At 67.2% G+C, this 16,587-nt stretch carries 17 protein-coding genes; 8 read left to right on the top strand and 9 right to left on the bottom strand.

Translation table 11 applies throughout. From position 1 onward, the window contains the following. Positions 1–24: 24 nt before the first annotated feature. The 7 genes from pabB to ACFV15_RS10205 all read right to left on the bottom strand — a co-directional run bounded on the left by pabB (position 25) and on the right by ACFV15_RS10205 (position 5,859). Positions 25–2,106 carry an aminodeoxychorismate synthase component I gene (gene pabB / locus ACFV15_RS10235; protein ID WP_378349887.1) on the bottom strand — a complete coding sequence of 694 codons (2,082 nt, stop codon included), beginning with the start codon at positions 2,104–2,106 and terminating at the stop codon, positions 25–27. Between the two features lie 14 nt (positions 2,107–2,120). Continuing rightward, complete coding sequence (locus ACFV15_RS10230; protein WP_378349886.1) at positions 2,121–2,411, bottom strand: chorismate mutase family protein; 291 nt, start codon at positions 2,409–2,411, stop codon at positions 2,121–2,123. Positions 2,412–2,457: 46 nt separating this feature from the next. Continuing rightward, positions 2,458–2,940 (bottom strand): hypothetical protein, encoded by a 483-nt coding sequence (locus ACFV15_RS10225; protein ID WP_378349885.1) that lies wholly within the window; start codon positions 2,938–2,940, stop codon positions 2,458–2,460. 75 nt (positions 2,941–3,015) lie between these two features. Beyond that, a complete protein-coding gene (locus tag ACFV15_RS10220; RefSeq protein WP_378349884.1) occupies positions 3,016–3,615 on the bottom strand; it encodes a DsbA family protein in 600 nt (199 codons plus the stop codon). 27 nt (positions 3,616–3,642) lie between these two features. Continuing rightward, the gene (locus ACFV15_RS10215) at positions 3,643–4,095 is read right to left on the bottom strand and encodes a hypothetical protein (protein ID WP_378349883.1); all 453 of its coding nucleotides are present in this window, start codon (positions 4,093–4,095) and stop codon (positions 3,643–3,645) included. A gap of 247 nt (positions 4,096–4,342) precedes the next feature. Further along, complete coding sequence (locus tag ACFV15_RS10210; RefSeq protein ID WP_378349882.1) at positions 4,343–4,915, bottom strand: hypothetical protein; 573 nt, start codon at positions 4,913–4,915, stop codon at positions 4,343–4,345. A gap of 17 nt (positions 4,916–4,932) precedes the next feature. Further along, on the bottom strand, positions 4,933–5,859 hold the full coding sequence (locus tag ACFV15_RS10205) for a hypothetical protein (RefSeq protein WP_378349881.1): 927 nt from the start codon (positions 5,857–5,859) through the stop codon (positions 4,933–4,935). Positions 5,860–6,042: 183 nt separating this feature from the next. On the opposite strand from ACFV15_RS10205, the gene ACFV15_RS10200 reads away from it, so the two are divergent. The 7 genes from ACFV15_RS10200 to ACFV15_RS10170 all read left to right on the top strand — a co-directional run bounded on the left by ACFV15_RS10200 (position 6,043) and on the right by ACFV15_RS10170 (position 10,456). Continuing rightward, positions 6,043–6,246 carry a hypothetical protein gene (locus ACFV15_RS10200; protein WP_091294821.1) on the top strand — a complete coding sequence of 68 codons (204 nt, stop codon included), beginning with the start codon at positions 6,043–6,045 and terminating at the stop codon, positions 6,244–6,246. 143 nt (positions 6,247–6,389) lie between these two features. Next, the gene (locus ACFV15_RS10195; protein WP_378349880.1) at positions 6,390–6,983 is read left to right on the top strand and encodes a DUF3558 family protein; all 594 of its coding nucleotides are present in this window, start codon (positions 6,390–6,392) and stop codon (positions 6,981–6,983) included. Between the two features lie 93 nt (positions 6,984–7,076). Then, the gene (locus ACFV15_RS10190; RefSeq protein ID WP_378349879.1) at positions 7,077–7,580 is read left to right on the top strand and encodes a hypothetical protein; all 504 of its coding nucleotides are present in this window, start codon (positions 7,077–7,079) and stop codon (positions 7,578–7,580) included. After that, complete coding sequence (locus ACFV15_RS10185) at positions 7,580–8,179, top strand: DUF3558 domain-containing protein (protein WP_378349878.1); 600 nt, start codon at positions 7,580–7,582, stop codon at positions 8,177–8,179. Before ACFV15_RS10190 ends, ACFV15_RS10185 begins: the two co-directional genes overlap by 1 nt. Continuing rightward, positions 8,176–9,411 carry a hypothetical protein gene (locus ACFV15_RS10180; protein ID WP_378349877.1) on the top strand — a complete coding sequence of 412 codons (1,236 nt, stop codon included), beginning with the start codon at positions 8,176–8,178 and terminating at the stop codon, positions 9,409–9,411. The genes ACFV15_RS10185 and ACFV15_RS10180 overlap by 4 nt, the downstream gene beginning before the upstream one ends. Continuing rightward, entirely contained in the window at positions 9,411–10,154 is a 744-nt protein-coding gene (locus ACFV15_RS10175; protein ID WP_378349970.1) for an ESX secretion-associated protein EspG, read from the top strand. Before ACFV15_RS10180 ends, ACFV15_RS10175 begins: the two co-directional genes overlap by 1 nt. Before the next feature lie 35 nt (positions 10,155–10,189). Next, positions 10,190–10,456, top strand: a complete 267-nt coding sequence (locus tag ACFV15_RS10170) for a hypothetical protein (RefSeq protein WP_378349876.1) — start codon at positions 10,190–10,192, stop codon at positions 10,454–10,456. Here ACFV15_RS10170 and ACFV15_RS10165 read toward each other — a convergent pair whose 3' ends face one another. After that, positions 10,457–13,588, bottom strand: a complete 3,132-nt coding sequence (locus ACFV15_RS10165) for a BTAD domain-containing putative transcriptional regulator (protein WP_378349875.1) — start codon at positions 13,586–13,588, stop codon at positions 10,457–10,459. 272 nt (positions 13,589–13,860) lie between these two features. Beyond that, positions 13,861–15,297 carry a glycosyl hydrolase family 28 protein gene (locus tag ACFV15_RS10160; RefSeq protein ID WP_378349874.1) on the bottom strand — a complete coding sequence of 479 codons (1,437 nt, stop codon included), beginning with the start codon at positions 15,295–15,297 and terminating at the stop codon, positions 13,861–13,863. Between the two features lie 238 nt (positions 15,298–15,535). Between ACFV15_RS10160 and ACFV15_RS10155 the strand changes: the two genes are divergently transcribed. Next, positions 15,536–16,486: an alpha/beta hydrolase family protein gene (locus tag ACFV15_RS10155; RefSeq protein WP_378349873.1), complete on the top strand. Its 951-nt coding sequence runs from the start codon at positions 15,536–15,538 to the stop codon at positions 16,484–16,486. Positions 16,487–16,587 lie beyond the last annotated feature (101 nt).

Genomic DNA, 16,587 nt, shown 5'->3' with positions numbered 1-16,587 from the left:
CCACACAGTGTCCTAAGCGGACAGTCATGGGAGTGCCGTTTCCAGCACCGCGGTGATCATCGCCCGCGATTTGACCGAGGTCTCCTCGAACTCCTCTTCGGCGTCGGACAGCGCGATGACCGCGCCGCCCACGCCGAAGCTGAGCTTGTTCTCGGTCGCCACCAGCGTGCGGATGACGATATTGAGATCCACCGCGCCCGCCAGCGAGAACCAGCCGATCGCACCGGAGTAGACGCCGCGCGGGCCTTCCTCCAGCCGGTCGATGATCTCCAGCGTGCGCAGCTTCGGCGCACCCGTCATGGATCCGCCGGGGAAGGTGGCGCGGACACAGCCGACCACCGACTCCTCGGCGCGCAGCGTGCCGCGGATGGTCGACACCAGCTGGTGCACCGGCGCGTAGGTCTCGACGTCGAACAGCTTCGGCACGTGCACCGAGCCGATCTCCGAGACGATGTTGAGGTCGTTGCGGAGCAGGTCGACGATCATCAGGTTCTCCGCCTGGTCCTTCTCATTGCTGAGCAGGTCCTGGCGCAGCGCCTCGTCCTCGGCGGGCGTCGCGCCGCGCGGACGGGTGCCCTTGATCGGCTTGGCCTCGACGCCGCGGTCGGTGCCGATCGACACGAACCGCTCCGGCGACGCGCTCAGCACGGCCACGCCCGGGAAGTCCAGCAGCGCGCCGTAGGGCACGGGGCTGATCTGGCGCAGGTAGCTGTATGTGGTCAGCGGGTCGATCTTCGCGTCGAGCTCGATGTGGTTGGTCAGGCAGATCTCGTACGACTCGCCGTCGCGGATCTCCTGGAAGCACTCGTTGATACGCTTGAGATACGCGTCCTTGTCGTGCCTCGGCAGGATGATCTGGTGTGACTCCGGGTCGGCCATGCCGACGAGCTTCGGCTTCGCGACCGCTTCGACCACGGGCTCGGTGAGCCCGAACAGCCTGTCACCGGTCGCCGCGAGCCAGCTGACGGCGTCACTGCTGTCCTCTTTGGACAGAGCGAGCAGGTAGGCCGTCTTCTCGACGTGGTCGATCGCCAGCATGCGGTCCGCGAACAGCACGGCGGCGTCGGGTTCGTCCGGGTTGTACTCGTGGCTCGCGCCGGCCTCGGCTTTGAGCTCGTAGCCCAGATAGCCGACGTAGCCGAGGTTGAACTCGAACGGGAGGCCCTCCGGGACGGGCACGACCCGGTCGCGCAGCTGCTCGTCGAGGTACTCGAAGAACGGCTGCTCGACGCGCTCGACGCCGGTGGCGGTACGGACGGTCACCGCGGCTTCGCTGTTGCGGAACGTGACGTACTCCGCGAGCGGCCCGGAACCGTCCCCGATAAAGGAGAACCGCGACAGCCCTTCGATGATCGAGCTGCTGTCCAGCCAGAAGCTGTGCTCGTTGTCCGCGAAAAGCGCGCGGTAGGCGGCCTCCGCGTCCGGCAGCACGCCGAGCTTCCTGACGTGCACCTGATACGCGGCGGGCGCGGGCTCCGCGACGGTTTGGGCGGGCTCTGGCCGGGTTTCGGCCGCGGCGGCCACGGGCGGGTTGGCGGAAAGCGCCAGGTCGCGAAAGTTGGCGAGGAGTTCCCTCCCGAACTCACTGCTGATCGACTCGGGGTGGAACTGCACGCCCCAGATCGGCAGCTCGCGGTGCCGCACACCCATGACGATGCCGTCGCGCGTCCAGGCGATCTCCTCGAGCTCGGCGGGCACTTTCGTGGCCGCGAGCGAGTGATAGCGCACCACGTTGTACGGCGACGGCAGGCCCTCGAAGATGTCGGCGCCGGTGTGCACGACCGGCCAGACCCGGCCGTGCATCGGCTCCGGCGCGTGGTCGACGGTTCCGCCGAACAGATGCACGATGCCCTGGTGGCCAAGGCAAACGCCGAGTACCGGCAGCCCGCTTTCGAGGATCGTCCGCGCGCTGACCCCGAAATCTCGTTCACGGTCAGGGCTTCCTGGTCCCGGCGAGATGACCACACCGTCGTACCGGCTGAAGTCGATGCCGGAGAATTCGGCGTCGTTGCGCACGACGTCCGGCGCCTGGCCGTTGACCTCGCCGAGGAGCTGGTAGAGGTTGTAGGTGAAGGAGTCATAGTTGTCGATCAGCAGGGTGCGCATGATTCGCAGGCCTCTCAGGAGGTCGGGACGCCGATGACGAGGTCCTCGACGCGGCAGGTTTCGGCGATGATCAGGTCGTAGAGCCGGCGCAGGAAGTCGGTGTCGACACCGTTCGCCTCGCCGTAACGGGCTGCGCGTCGCTGGACGATGCCGATGCGGTGCGGCTGCATCATCGGGACGTCGTGCTCGCGCTTGTACTCCGCGATGTCCACGCAGATCCCGATCCGGGTGCGCAGGATGTCGAGCAACCGCTCGTCGGTGCGGTCGAGCTGGGAACGCAGTGCTTCCAACAGGTTTTCGGGCATGACAAAGAGACCCTTCGAATCAGCGTGGTCGGTGGGCGGACCCGCCCTAGGCGGCGAAGCGGTCGACGAAACAGTCCGTCGTGATGCCGAATGGCGCGTCGAACAGGATCGAACCGGGCAACTCCGCCCGGATGCCTGCCGGTGCGTTGGACAGCACGGGTTCGAGCCGTGCGACACGGCCGATCACGGTGTTGTCCACGAAGACCTGCCGGGCGCGGCGGCGCGGCGCCGGGTGGTGCTCCACCTCGCCGAGCCGTTCCCCGGTCGCGAGGTGCCACAACGCGGCGATGTCCTCGGGCACCCAGGTCGCGAACGCGACCAGCACCGGCTGCCCCCGCGACATGTGGAACTCCGTGTGCGCCGTGCCGTCGGTGAACGCGTGGCGGCGCACGGCCTCCGCGTTGGCCTCGAAGAGCAGGTTCTCCTCGCCGATACTCAGTTCCGCGGGGGAGGTGTGGCCACGCCCGTGCTCCGTGGCGCCCTGCCAGACCACTTTTCCGTGCCGCACCAGCGACTGCACTGAGAACATGGGAATACTCCTCCTGGAACGACGAACGCCCTGCCCGGGTATCCCGGACAGGGCGTTCGTCTTGCGGATCTGGGGCTAGTCGTAGTTCAGGTCACCGGTGCGGGTGCGCTTGAGCTCGTAGAAGTACGGGTACTCCGACATGGTCCGCGCCGCGTCGAACAGCTTCGCCGCCTCTTCGCCGCGCGGGATCTTGCTCAGCACCGGCCCGAAGAAGGCGACACCGTCGATGTGGATGGTCGGGGTGCCGACCTCCTCGCCGACCGGGTCCATGCCCTCGTGGTGGCTCTTGCGCAGCGCCTCGTCGTACTCGGTGCTCTTGGCCGCGGCGGCGAGCTCGGCGGGCAGGCCGACCTCGGCCAGCGCCTCCTTGATCACCACGTCGAAGTCCTTGTTGCCACCGTTGTGGATACGGGTGCCCAGCGCGGTGTAGAGCTCGCGCAGCACCGGCTCGCCCTTGAGCTGGGCGGCCGCGATCGCGACACGCACCGGACCCCAGGCGCGGTCGCAGAACTCGCGGTACCACGGCTCGAGCTCACGGCCTTCGTTGAGCACGCCCAGGCTCATCACCCGGAAGCGCAGGTCGATGTCCCGGTGCTGCTCGACCTCCAGGATCCACCGCGAGGTGATCCAGGCGAACGGGCACGCGGGGTCGAAGTAGAAGTCGACGGCCACCATGGCTTTGTAGTCTCCTTGTCGGTTGCGTTACGCCGCTTCGGAAAGCTCGACGGCGGCGAGGTGGTGCGCGGCGCGGCGGGCGGTGCCGATGACGGCCGTCCACAGCGTCGGTTGCTGGCGTGGCGATGGCGCGAGTACCCACTGGTGTTCGCTGGCGGGCAGCACCAGCTGTTCCCCGTGCGGGATCGCGTGGACACGCAGCCTAGCCAGCTCCGCCGGCACCGAATGGGTGACCACCGGCCTGGTCAGGAAGGTCCAGCTCGCGTCGCCGGCGATGACCGGTCCGGCGAGCATCGCGATCCGCAGCCCCGCGAGCACCTGTTCGCCGAACTCCGGCGGCATGGTGATCGCGTCGAGCGAGTCACCCGTGGCGATCAGGAGCCGTCGCGACCGCACTTCGATGGTGACCGGCGAGCCCAGCAGTTCCCAGTAATGCGTACGGACTGCGGCCAGTTCACGCAGCGAAGGCGTCGCGGTCATGATGGTCTCCTGATGTATAAAGGGGAACCTCTCGGGTGAGGGGAGTGAGTGGGCATGATTGTGCCGTGGGGAAAGCATGACACTTGCGACTCTTCGGTGTCAACAACTCTCTTCAAGATTGTTTTGGGCATGCGAAAAAGGCATGAGGGTAGCCCTCATGCCTTTTTCGGGGAAATGCAGAAAGATCTCTCGGCGCCGCTCGGAAGGCGGATCGGCCGGTTTTACTCGAGCTGTCCGGTCATTTTTTTCATGCCGCACGTCCCGGTGTTCGCCACGTGACGCGCTTGGCCCGCTGGATCTTCCGGTTCAGCAGCATCCACTGGTCAGGACGGACGACGTGCGGGCGGTGCTGTCTCGGAACATCCTCCGGCGCGGGCATTTCCGCCTCGTCCTGGCCGGACGCGGAGCCCGCGGGGTCGGGGTGCACGACCGCGTGCGCCGCCCGCGACAAGCCGGCCACCTGACCCGCGAATTCGGCGGCCGCCGGGTGCCTGACGAGCCAGTCGAAATGAATGAGCAGAAAAGTGCTGAGCTGCCAGATCCCGTTCAGGTTCGGGCTGCGGACGCCGCGTTCTTCGACGATCATCTTCGCCCAGGAAGAAAGCGTCTCGACCATCTCGGTGCGCACTTCGCCGGATTTCTTGACGGTGCGGTCGAAAGTGAGCACGTCGACGCAGTCGTCGTACAGTTTCGGCAATCCGAGGAGGTCGTTTTCGAGGCGGTCGCGGCAGACCAGGCAGATCTGCAGGCCGGGCAGCGCCTCGCGGGGCGTCTCGGCGTCGCCGTTGGATTCGCAGCCGGGGGTGTGGCAAACAGACATGGTCTTCTCCCTGTGGTTCATGATCCGGAAACCCGCATGCCGAGCCCGCGGTCCAGCGCGGCGCGGTGCAGTCTGGCGGTGAGGTGGGCGTCTGGCAGGTTCGTGCTGAGCAGTTCGACCAGCACGACGTCGTCCAGGCGTTGCCGCCCGGCGTGCGAACCGCTCAGCAGTGCGCCGAGGTCCGCTTCGATCAGGCGGCGGCGATGCCACCCCTTGAACCGCCTCTGGCGGTGGGGGCCGGTGCTCTGCGCGGCCCTGTGCATCGTCACAAAATAGCGGTGCGAGTTCTCTTCGAGAAGGCTCGCGTCGTCGACGTAAACCTGGTCCACGCCGTCGACGACGGCATCCGGGAGGTCCACACCCCCGGCGTTGACGACCACCGCTCCTTTCGCGAGCTGTCCGATCTCCAGCCGCCCGAGCCCGGCGTCCGTGGCGATGACCAGGTTCGCGCCCAGTACCGCCTCGTTCACCCCGCCCGTGACGGAAAGGCCGATGCCGGCCAGGTCGAGCTGGTCGAGCACCCTCGGCTCGACCGGTGCCCAGCCGCCCTCGTTGCCGGCACACACCGCGACGTGGCTGACGTCGGACACGTGCTTGGCGAGGACGGTGAGCTGCAACTGGGCCGCGAGCCCCGATCCCAGTACGGCGGCGGTCACCACGCCGGGAGCCAGCAGCTCGCGGGCGGCGACCGTCGCCAGCGCCGCGGCGCGGACCTGACGCAGACTCGAGACCGGGATCAGGCATTTCGCCCCGGTACACGACTCCTCGTACATGGCCAGCTCCGCCGACGGGATCGAACCGGGCTCGGGCCAGGGATGAAGTTGTCCTTGTGCCGTCCACCCCGCGCCGCCGATCAGCTGCTCGACGAGCACGTCGACCGGATTGATGTCATCGAGCGCGCTCCACAGTTCTTCGGTGCTGAGGTGAAGGATTGGGCTGGTCATCTCGACTGCCTCTCCTCGGGTGGGTGATTGCGATGGAGATGACTCTCCTCAGCCGTCCTTTGGACCCGCTATCGATCCGCTATCGCCGACCCGAAAGCGCACCAGAAGCCTATCGATGGCGCGCCCCTGTCAACTGGTTTCAGCCCGCCACCAGGGCAAACACCACCAGACAGGAGCAAGAAGATGACCATCACCCGCAAGCTCGCCGCCACCGCAGCCGCCACCGCCATCGCCGGCCTCGCCTTCCTCTCGGCCTTCGCCCCCAGCGCCTCGGCCGACACCCACTGGAACACCGCCGGTGACCCGGTCTGCGCCGCCGACACCCACTGGAACGGCACCGAGTGCGTCGCCGACACCCACTGGGGCTCCGACGACACCCACTGGTGATGACCACTCGCCGGCCCGGTTGAGTCCCCGTTCCGAGCGGATTCCCGGTCTTCCCGGCTCCGTGACCACGTCGTTCCGGCGGCGACGTCCCCCTCGGTCACGTCGAGCGATTAGAGTTCTCCCGTAGTTTCTAGGGGGGATCCATGCTGCGCACGCTCTCTGTTCTTGCTCTGGCGTTCCTGGCGGGCTGCACCGCCGAACCGGCGCCCGCCCCTCCGCCACCTCCCCGCTCCACGCTTCAGCTGGCTCCGCCATCCAGCAGCGCGCCCGCTGTGGACGTGCCCCAAGTCTCCAGCCCGCTCGAAGTGGGCAAGTTCGACAAAGAGCCTTGCGCTGTGCTGACCGCCGCGCAGGCTCGGGCAGTCCACAAGCTCGTGAAGTCCGAGCTGGGCCAGGGAACGACTGATCTCCCGGCCTGCCAGTGGCGCGACGACCACCTCAACGGAGTCCGGATCACCTTCGCCCGCGGTGGCGGCTTGCGTGACACGTATACGAACCAGCGTCCGGGCACCGGCTACTTCGAACCCACGACCCTCGCTGGCTACCCGGCCGTGTACGCGGGCAAGGCGGACCAGCGGCAACTCGGCAGGTGTTCGCTGACCGTCGGCGTCCGGAACGACGAGATCATGACCGTCGAGTCGGACCTCGGCTCCTCTTTCTCCCCCAGTAGCCGGGGGTCGTGCGAGGCGGTGAAGAAAGCCGCCGAGGCCGCGATCGTGACCATCAAGAAAGGGTGACGCACCGTGATGACGATTTCACGGGAACCGCACCCGTGGTGATCGACGTCGTAGTACCGTGGAGGCGCTCTGACGTGGGAGGGGTATTCGGGAATGGCGGAGCCGGACAGATCGCAAGCGCCTGACCAGGCGGCTTCCGGGCGAGCGGGCTACCTTTCGCCGGAAGAGCAGGCCAGGCGTCAGAGTCAGGACGCGCAAGCCGACCGCGGCATGAACATGGGCACGGTCGCCATGTACAAACGCCGCGACGCCGAAGACGCGGCCGCGAACGCGGCGGCCTCGGGCGGCGGCTACAAGATGGACGTCGCCGCCATGCGCGCCCTCCTGCCCAAGTGGGAGTCGATCGCCGACAAGCTCAGCAAGCTGGAACAGCAGGGGCGCCAGTTCGTCACGCTGCCCCAGCCAGCTGAAGACGAGGCGAGCGGCCTGCAGATGAAGGCGGCCAAAGCGCACGCGGACACGTATTTGGAGAGCGTCCGTGCGCAGCGGCAATACGCGGAAGGTTACGTCGAGGCGTTGAACAAGGCCATTCAGGCGACGGATCGGCAGAACCAGGCTGCAGCGAACACGATGAACAAGCACAGGCGGGATCGTTGATGCGCACGTTGGCTCAGGGTTTGGTCATGGTGGCCGTCGGCCTCACTTTGGCATCGTGCTCACCGAAGACCCCGGGTAGCGCGTCAACCGCTCCATCGGTGCCGTCTTCTCGAACCAATGGGGCGGCCGTGGATGTGCCCCAGGTCGAGGCTCCTCTCGAGGTGACCAGGTTCGAGCAGGACCCGTGTGCTGTGCTCAGCCAGGATCAAGCGAGCCAGCTCGCGAACCTGACCACGACGGACAAGGGGCCTGGCGCCACCGACCTGCCCATTTGCGGATGGCGAGACGGCAGCCGCAACACCATCTCCTTCGGTTTCGTTCGCGGTAACGGGCTGCGGGATCCTTACCAGAACCATGCGCCAGGCGACCCGGGCTACTTCGAGGTAGCGCCCGCCATCGCCGGGTACCCCGCGGTTTTTTCCGATATTTCAGACGGCAGGGCCGATGGCTCGTGCACGTTGATCGTCGGTGTCAGGAACGATGAAGTGCTGACGGTCATGTCGACCTTGCCTCGGAGCTCGCCGCACCTCAAGAACGCGTGCCAGCTGGTGCAGAAGGCCGCGGAGGCGGCGATCGCCACCATCAAGGGGGCCAAGTGACCGAGTACAACGCACCGCAGATCGTCGCGCTCGTCAAGGCGGGCAAAGGGCCGAGCGGTCTCTTCTCGGGCAGTGACCAGGCCGCCAAGATGTCGCAGCTACATCAAGAGATCGCCGAGGAGATGCGGCAACTCCAGGGTGCGATGGAGCAGCACTGGGAAGGCAACGCCGCGGGCAAGGCGTACTCCGGTGCCGGGCCGCTGGTCCAGGCCTCCCAGGTCAGTGGCGAGCACCTGGCGAAAGCGCAGAACTTGTACACCGGCCAGGGCAATTCGTACCAGCCGTTGAAGAGCACCGTCGACTCCGTGGGTGATCTCGGCGAGCGGCCTTCGGATGACTGGGTGAGCGGGACGCCGCTTTCGTTCCTGTCGAATCGGTCCGATGAGATCGCGAAGTGGGACGAGAAGGCCAAGCGGGTCGTCGACAGCTACAGCACCTATCACGACCAGTCCACCGACAACTCCGGGCAATGGCCGCAGCAGTACGGGGAACTCGGGTTGCCGGCGAGTGGGGCCGACATCCAGCCGAAGGTCGACGACGGGCCTGGGCCGGGGCCCGGCCCTGGACCGGGGCAGCCGGGACCTGGGCGCAAGCGGACCGATGAGACCGGCGGCGAGACCGTGCCGCCTCCGGGTGGCGGCAGTCGTCACGACGTCAGCGGGTCGCAGGACGCCAATGGTCCCACGGGTAGCGAAAACAGGCCCGGTGAACACAAGCCGGGCGAACAGTCCGGCAGCGATGGGGACGGCAAGACGCACACACCTGCCGACACCAAGCCGTCGCAGACGACGCCGACGGAGTACTTGCCGCCGAACACTCCTGGCGGGATTCCGCCCAAGGATCCGACCTACACGCCGACCGGCTATGGGAACCCGAACGGACCGAGCAATGGGCCTGGCGCGTTCCCGGTCGGGGGAGGGGTGCCCGGTGGTGGCGGGTACGACTCGTCGCGCGGGGGAGCGGGGACCGGTAAACCGGGCGGACAAGGGAACCTCGGTGGCGGGAAAGGGTCCGGTGTGGGCACTTTCGGCCAGCAGGGGCCCGCGGCCGCGCGGCCTGGGGCGATCGCGGGGAAGCCGGGGGCGCCCGGGATGGGTGGCGCGCCGATGGGGCGTGGGCAGAAGGAAGAGGACGGCGAGCACGAGCGGCCCGCTTACCTGATCGAGGAAGACCCGGACGACGCGTTCGTCGGTGAGCTGCCCAAGACTTCGCCGCCGGTCATCGGTGCGTGATGCTGGTCATCCACAGAGAGGTCCTGCTCCCGGTTGAATGCCTCGTGCTGGGCGCTGCGATCGCTCGGGTGCCGTTGCCAGTGCTGATCGAGCCGGAGCCGGTGTGGCGCAGTCCCGACGAGGAGCGCCTCCAGCGTGACCGTGTCTTGGAAACGCTTGCCGCGGAAGGGTTTTGGGACGGCGAGCGGCTGAGTGAGGAGTTCGAGGGGACACTTGTCGTGCTCGGACGGGGCAGCCGCGAGTTCTCCGCAGTGGTCGAATCGCCGACCATTCGGTACCGCTTGCAGGTCGCGGCGATCGGACGGGCCGCGGTGTTCGCTTGCTACGTGCCGGAAAGCGGCCAGGTGTTGCTCAGGCGCGCCAGGGCGGACGCGTTGGCCGAGGATCTGGTGCTGGAGTTACCCGACGTTCCCGCCGGGGGCGGATGGGGGATATCGGTGCCTGAGTCGGATCTGCGCGAGGCGATCGACGGGGCGCCGCCGCGGCGGGACGTGCGCCAGGTGCTCGACCTCGTGGCGTTGCCGCGAACCGGGGGTGGCCAGATTTACGCCGGTTTTCGCGATGGGGTGCACGCGTACCGGCGGACCGGCGACAGCTGCTGCACGTTCTACGACACCGAATACGGACGCTACGTTTTCTCGTTTTCGGGGGAACCAGGGCACGAGCGGTACATCAATGTCGCGCAGGGGCGCGCGGACACTCTGGTGGCCAAGGCTTACGAGATGCTCGATCAGCTCACCTGAGGTGGCGTAGGCCACTTTGTGGTAATGTTGATCAGGTGGACATGGCCGAGTTCGGGGAGCGGTTGCGGCTGGCCGGTTTCCGGCCACTGCCCGAGGTCGACGATTACGGCAGGCTCGCCGGCATGCGGTTCTGGCGGGTGCGCGACGGGTGCGTCGAATATCTGGTCGCGCAGACGCACGGGCTCGCGCATGCCGTGCGGGCGCGGGCCGAGTTCGACTACCGGAAGCCGTTCGAGCATGGGGTGGTGATCGGGGACAAGTTCGGGAGTCCGGCTCAGGCCTTGGATTGGCTGATCCGGTGATCAGGCGTCGACGGCTCCGTTCGTGAGCAAGGCTCGGCGGGCCGTTTCGAGCTGGGTGCGCCAGCGGACGGACTCGGCCGAGTCGACCGTCTGGAGCAACTCGGTCGCCTCGTCGATCTCGCCGCTGGCCGAAATGACGTCACCTTCGGCCGCGTGGGCTTCGGAAAGGAGGACCAGGGTTTTGGCGTGCCACAACGAGGAGCCGAGTTCGTCGAAGAGGCGGCGGGCTTCCGCGAGGTGCTCGGCGCCTGCCGCGGTGTTGCCCCTGGCCAGTGAGATCTCGCCGAGTGCGTACTCCGACTGCGCTTCGATGAGGCGCTCGCCGACACGCTTCGCCAAGGACAGGGCGTGCACCAGGGTGGTCTCGGCGTTGTCGAGCCTGCCTTCGCGGTGGCGGACGCGGCCGAGGCCGTACAACGCGTAGGCCTCGCCGATGCGGTCGCCGATGTCGCGGACGATGCGCAACGCGCGGTGGAGCGCCTGACGGGCGAGCTCGATCTTGTCGCCGGCCACGTACAAGTCGGCGAAGCGGTACAGGACCTGGGCTTCGACGCGCAGGCAGTGCACGTCCTGGCAGATGGTGAGTGCGTCGTCGAGCATCTCCTGGGCGCTGTCGGCGTCGCCCTCGTCGATGCGGAACTTCGCGAGGCTGCACAACACGTGCGCGACGCCGATGCGGTCGTCGACCGAACGCATGATCTCGAGTGCCTTGGCGTACTTGTCGAGCATCGCCTCGGGCTGTTCGTGCACGCGGTCCACATAGGCGGCGTTGCGGAGCACCAGCGCGACGCCGTGCTGGTCGCCTTCGGACTCGAAGATCGCGAGGGCGTCCCGGAAGCACCTTTCGGCTTCGTCGAGGCGCTTTTGGAACATGTGCAGCGTGCCTTGCGAGTAGAGCATCGCGGCGTGGCCTCGGCGGTTGCCGGTGCGCTCGGTGAGGTCCAGCGCGAGCTGTGTCGTCTCGCGCCAATCGTCGAAGTAGCCCTTGGACTCGAACAGGGTCACGGCCGTGAGCGCGAGGTCCCAGCACAGCTCGTCGAGACCGGCGGCGGCCGCTTGGCGGATCGCCGCGACCAGTGCGCGGCGTTCGGTTTCCCACCAGGTCGTCGGGTTGCCGACGGTGTCGGTGTCGGCGGGCTCGGGTGGCTCCCAGCGTGGGGCGTCGCCGTGCAGGATCGTGAAGTCGCCGCCGTATTCCTTGCGGTGGGCGGTTTCCGCGAGCGACAGCCAGGCGCCGCTGACCCTGGTGAGCGCGGCGTCGCGCTCGGCGGCTGTCTCTTCTTCGACCAGCCGCTCCCAGGCGTAGACCCGGATGAGGTTGTGGAACCGGTACCGCAGCACGCGTTCGGCCGGGTACTCGACGGTGTCGAGAACCTGGGCGTCGACGAGGGTTTCGAGGATGTCCTCGGCGTCGTCGAGATCGGTGTCGAGCAACGCCGCCGCGGTCCACGCGGGGAAGTCCGAGGCCCGCATCAGCGCGAACAAGCGGAAAAGGCGCTGTGCCTGGTTGCTCAGGCTGCGATACGTCAGGCCGATGTTCGAGCGGAGTTCGAGGCCTCGGTGGGCGAGTTCGTCGAGACGCTTCGCCTCATCACCCAGCCTGCGTACCAGGCCGCTGATCCGCCAGTGCCGTTTCGAGGCCAGCCGCGCGCCCGCGATGCGCAGCGCGAGTGGGAGGCCGTCGCAGAAATCGACCAGCTCCAGTGAGGACTCCGGCTCGGCTTCCACGCGCTCGGGGCCGACGATGTTGCCCAGCAGCTCCAGTGACTGCTCGGCGTCGAACACGTCGACGTCCACCCAGTGCGCGCCGGACAGGCCGGACAATCTGGCCCGGCTGGTCGTGATGACCGCGCAACTCGGGCTGCCGGGCAGCAGCGGGACCACCTGCTCCTCGCTCGTGACGTCGTCGAGCACCACGAGCAAACGTTTGCTGGCCAAGCGACTCCGGTAGAGCTCGGCGCGTTCTTGCAGGTCTTCCGGCACGGCCGTACCCGCTACGCCGAGCGCGCGTAGAAAACGGGCGAGCAGCTTCGCGGTGCGGTCGTCGTCGTTGGGGGACTGCAGATCGGCGTAGAGGTGACCGTCCGGGAAGGTCTCGGCGAGCTCGTGTGCCGCCCGGATGGCCAAACTGGACTTTCCGACGCCGCCTTTGCCCGAAATGGACACGATGCGGACCGCGTAGGACGCCATCGACGGGTCGGGGTCGTCGGCGAGGATCTGCTTGATCTCGGACAAATGCCGCTCGCGGCCGGTGAAGTCGGCGATGCTGGCGGGAAGCTGGCGCGGCGCGACGAGCTGCTCGGCGGGCGCCGGCGGGCGGTGTTCTTCGGCGGGAGAAGTGGGAAGCGCGGCGAGCGCGGGCTCGGGGGCCGGCGCTTCGCGGAGGTTGAGGCCGGGGTCGCGATTGAGGATCGCACGTTCGAGTTTCTGCAGCTCCTGGCCGGGTTCGATGCCGACCTCGTCGATCAGGGTGGCCCGCGCGCGGCGGCAGACTTCGAGTGCTTCGGCTTGGCGGCCCGCGCGGTAGAGCGCGAGCATGAGGAAGCCGTAGAGACGTTCACGCAGTGGGTTGTCGTCGATCAGCGCCTGGATCTCGCCGCTGAGCCGCTCGTGCCTGCCGAGCGCCAGGTCGAGCCGGACGCGTTCCTCGACGGCCGCGAATCTTCGGTCCTCCAAGAGAGCGGCCCCGCGCTGCACGAGATCGCTGGGGATCCCGGCGAGTGCGGGGCCGCGCCAGAGCGCGAGCGCTCTGCGTAGGGTTTCCGCGGCTTCACTGGTGTTCCCGGCCTCGGAATGCTCGCGCGCGGCGTGGACCTGCGCTGCGAATTCCTCGCTGTCCAGGTCGGACGGTGCGATTTCCAGCAGGTAGCCTGGCGGCCGGGTGCGGATCGCGCCCGGCTGCCCGTTGTCACCGAAAAGCTTGCGCAGCGCGGAGATGCAGATCTGGATCTGCCCGCGTGCCGTCGACGGCGGCGAGGTGTCCCAGACCGCGTCGATCAGCTGCTCGACCGGGGTGACCCGGTTCGCGTTCAAGGCCAGCATGGACAAAACCACGCGCTGCCTTGGTCCCCCCAGGTCCAGAGACCGGTCTCCCACGACCAGTTCTGGTGGACCAAGCAGTCTGAGTCCCATGTGCCCCTCGCTCCATGAATGCTTGGCGCGATGCCGTGGGTCATGGTAATTCGCGATGGCGGCTCAGGAGTAGCAATGGCCTCCTCTATCCCAAAATACGTGCAGAACTTCTAAGGCTCGTTCGACCATTCGGCGGTAGGTATTGGCGCATGGCCAGCAGTCGGTAATCGAGTGCTTTCGGAGTGTGCTTGAACGCCGGTCTGTGAATTTCCGCCAGGAATTCCGTTTGACACGACCAACTGTTCCGGCTGCCGGCCTGCGGATGCCAAGCACTACACCGGCTTGCCGTTCACCTTGACGTTGGTGAACACCACGTCCTTCGCGTTGCTGATTGACGGTTTCGCGGTATCGATCTTGGTGAAGGTGCAGTTCGTGGCGTGGAACGTCTCCAGCGGGCTGTCGGCTGAACCGTTGATCTTCACCGCGAACGGCGAGTCGTCGAGTTTGACGTCTTCGATGAAGATGTTGCGCACCTTCGGGTGCACGATGGCGCCGAAACCGGGCCCGGTGAGGCTGTAGTTCATGTCGACGAACACGCCGCCGCGATCGCACGGGCCACCGGAGAGCCGCCGCACGTAGATGCCGTCAATAATGCCGCCCCGGCGCTTGTTGGTCTTGAGGTAGACGCCATAGAAGGACTTGTAGGACGAACCGGTGTGAATCCGGTTGTCCTGCGCGAAAACGTTGCGCACCCCGCCGGACATCTCGCTGCCGATGGTGATGGCGCCCCAGCGGCCGTAGTAGTCGTTGTTCTCGATGACGATGTTCTCGCTGGGCACGCCGACGCGGCGGCCGTCGGTGTCACGGCCGGACTTGATCACTGTGCCGTCGTCGCCGGTGTCGAAACTGCAGCCGGTGATGTGGACGTCCGAGCAGCTTTCGGGGTCGCAGCCGTCGACCATCGCGCCGCGGCTGTAGACCTTGACGTTCTTCACGGTCACGTTCTGCGAAAGCACGGGGTGAATGGTCCACATCGCCGGGTTCTTGATCGAAACATCCGATATCAGGATGTTCTTGCACTTGTAGAACTGAATCATGTTGGGCTTGAGGTAGTGCCCGCTGCCGTACTTGCGGTCGGCCACCGGCACGCCGTCGACGGCCTGTTTCTGCAGCTTGTCCCAGTCGGGTCCGCGTTTGTCGTCATAGCCGAACCAGGGCCCGTTCTTCGCGTCGCCGTCGAGCGTGCCGCCGCCGGTGATCGCCACGTTGGTCTGGCCGTACGCGTAGATGAACGGCGAGAAGTTCATGCACTCGATGCCCTGCCAGCGGGTCGACACCATCGGGTACGAGGCGGCGTCGGTCTTGAACTTGACCGTCGCGCCCGCGGCCACGTTCAGCTCCACATTGGACAGGAAGTGGATCGCGCCGGTCTTGTACGTGCCGGACGCCGGCACGAGCACCCGGCCGCCACCTGCGGCGTTGCACGCGGCGATCGCGTCTTTGAACGCCTTCGTGCAGTCGACCTTGCCGTCGCCCTTGGCGCCGTAGTCGAGGATGTTGAAAGTCTTGACCGGGAACGTCGGCGGGATGATCCTGGCGAGGATGACCGGCACCTGGTCCCACGGGTCGGCGGCGGGTGTGGCGGCCGGGCCGGCGAGCGCGGGCACGGCCTGCGCGGCCGAGGTGCCGAAGAGCGCGCCCGTGGCGAGGAGGCCGCCGGCCATCCCCGCTGTCTTCAGGAAGTCGCGGCGAGAGCTGCCACTGGTCATGCGAACGCCTCCATTGGCTTTCGAGCATGCTGAGCTGATATATGATGTATAGAATGCGATAGCGAATGGACCTGGTCAACAAGCCGATGGTCGGGACTCGGGGTGCTTCGCACGGCGTGAGAACCGCGGGCGTAGGGCGGTCCCTACCTCAGGCCCTCCGGTTCACCGGATGTGGCCGGAAGAGTGCGCGCACCAGGCTTGGACGCATGAAAAAACTTCGCACCAAGGTGGTCCGGCGGTGCTCGCGGCCGGGTTGCTGCTGACGACGCCCGCGGTGGCCGCCGCGGGTCACCAGGTACGTGGCACGCTCGTCAGCCATGAGCTGGTCCAGACGCTCGGCCAGGGCGAGCTGAAGGGCGCGTTCGGCCCGTTCTCCGACAGCCGGGCCAAGTACGGCGTCGACGTCCACCGCGTCGTCTACCGGACGATCGACGTGAACGGCCGCCCGACGACCGCGAGCGGTCTCGTCGCGTTCCCGCGCCGGTCAGGGCCGCTGCGGGTCGTCTCCTACGCCCATGGCACCAGGACCGGTCGCGCGGACGTGGCATCGATGACGCCCGAGACCATGGACCGGCCCGCCGTACTGCTGATCGCGTCGGCCGGGTATGCCGCGGTCGCGCCCGACTACCTCGGCCTCGGCGCCGGGCCAGGGTTCCATCCCTATGCCGACAAGGCGTCCGAGGCGACGGCGTCGGCGGACTTGCTTCGCGCCGCGCGCGAGTTCGCCGCGCGGCAGCACCGCAAGCTCGACCGCGACGTCTATCTGACCGGGTTTTCGCAGGGTGGCCAGGCGGCGATGGCGCTTGGGAAGGCTCTGCGTGACGGCGCCGACCCCGGTTCGCGGTTGCGGGGGCTCGCCCCGATCAGCGGGCCGTACGACGCCCAGCACGCCGAACTGCCGGGCGCGCTGGACAACGGCGAGGTGGCGCCGGAGCCGGCCACCTTCTACCTGGCATACTGGACCGTTTCGATGAACCGCCTGCACCGGATCTACGACCGGCCCGAGGAGGTCTTCAACCCGGCCTACCTGGGCACGGAGGCGCTGTTCGACGGGAGCCTCGGCGAGGACGAGATCTTCCCCAAGCTGCCGTCGCGCCCGGACTTGCTGTTCACGCCCGGGTACATCGAGCGGATGCGGCACCCGGCGGGTGGCCTTCTCGACGCCATCAGGGCGACGGACGGGACCTGAAGTAGTCGTGAGTGGTACGGCCGGTTCTAAAACCGCCGGCCCCACAACCGCGGAGAGATTAAAAAAAAACAACCCCCCCGCCCAAACCAGGGAGGGGTGTT

The organism is Amycolatopsis sp. NPDC059657 (assembly GCF_042734395.1).
In the GTDB taxonomy this organism is placed as follows: Bacteria; Actinomycetota; Actinomycetes; order Mycobacteriales; family Pseudonocardiaceae; genus Amycolatopsis.
The sequence above is the reverse complement of the archived record's forward strand: the minus strand, read 5'-3'. Positions and strand labels throughout refer to the sequence as shown.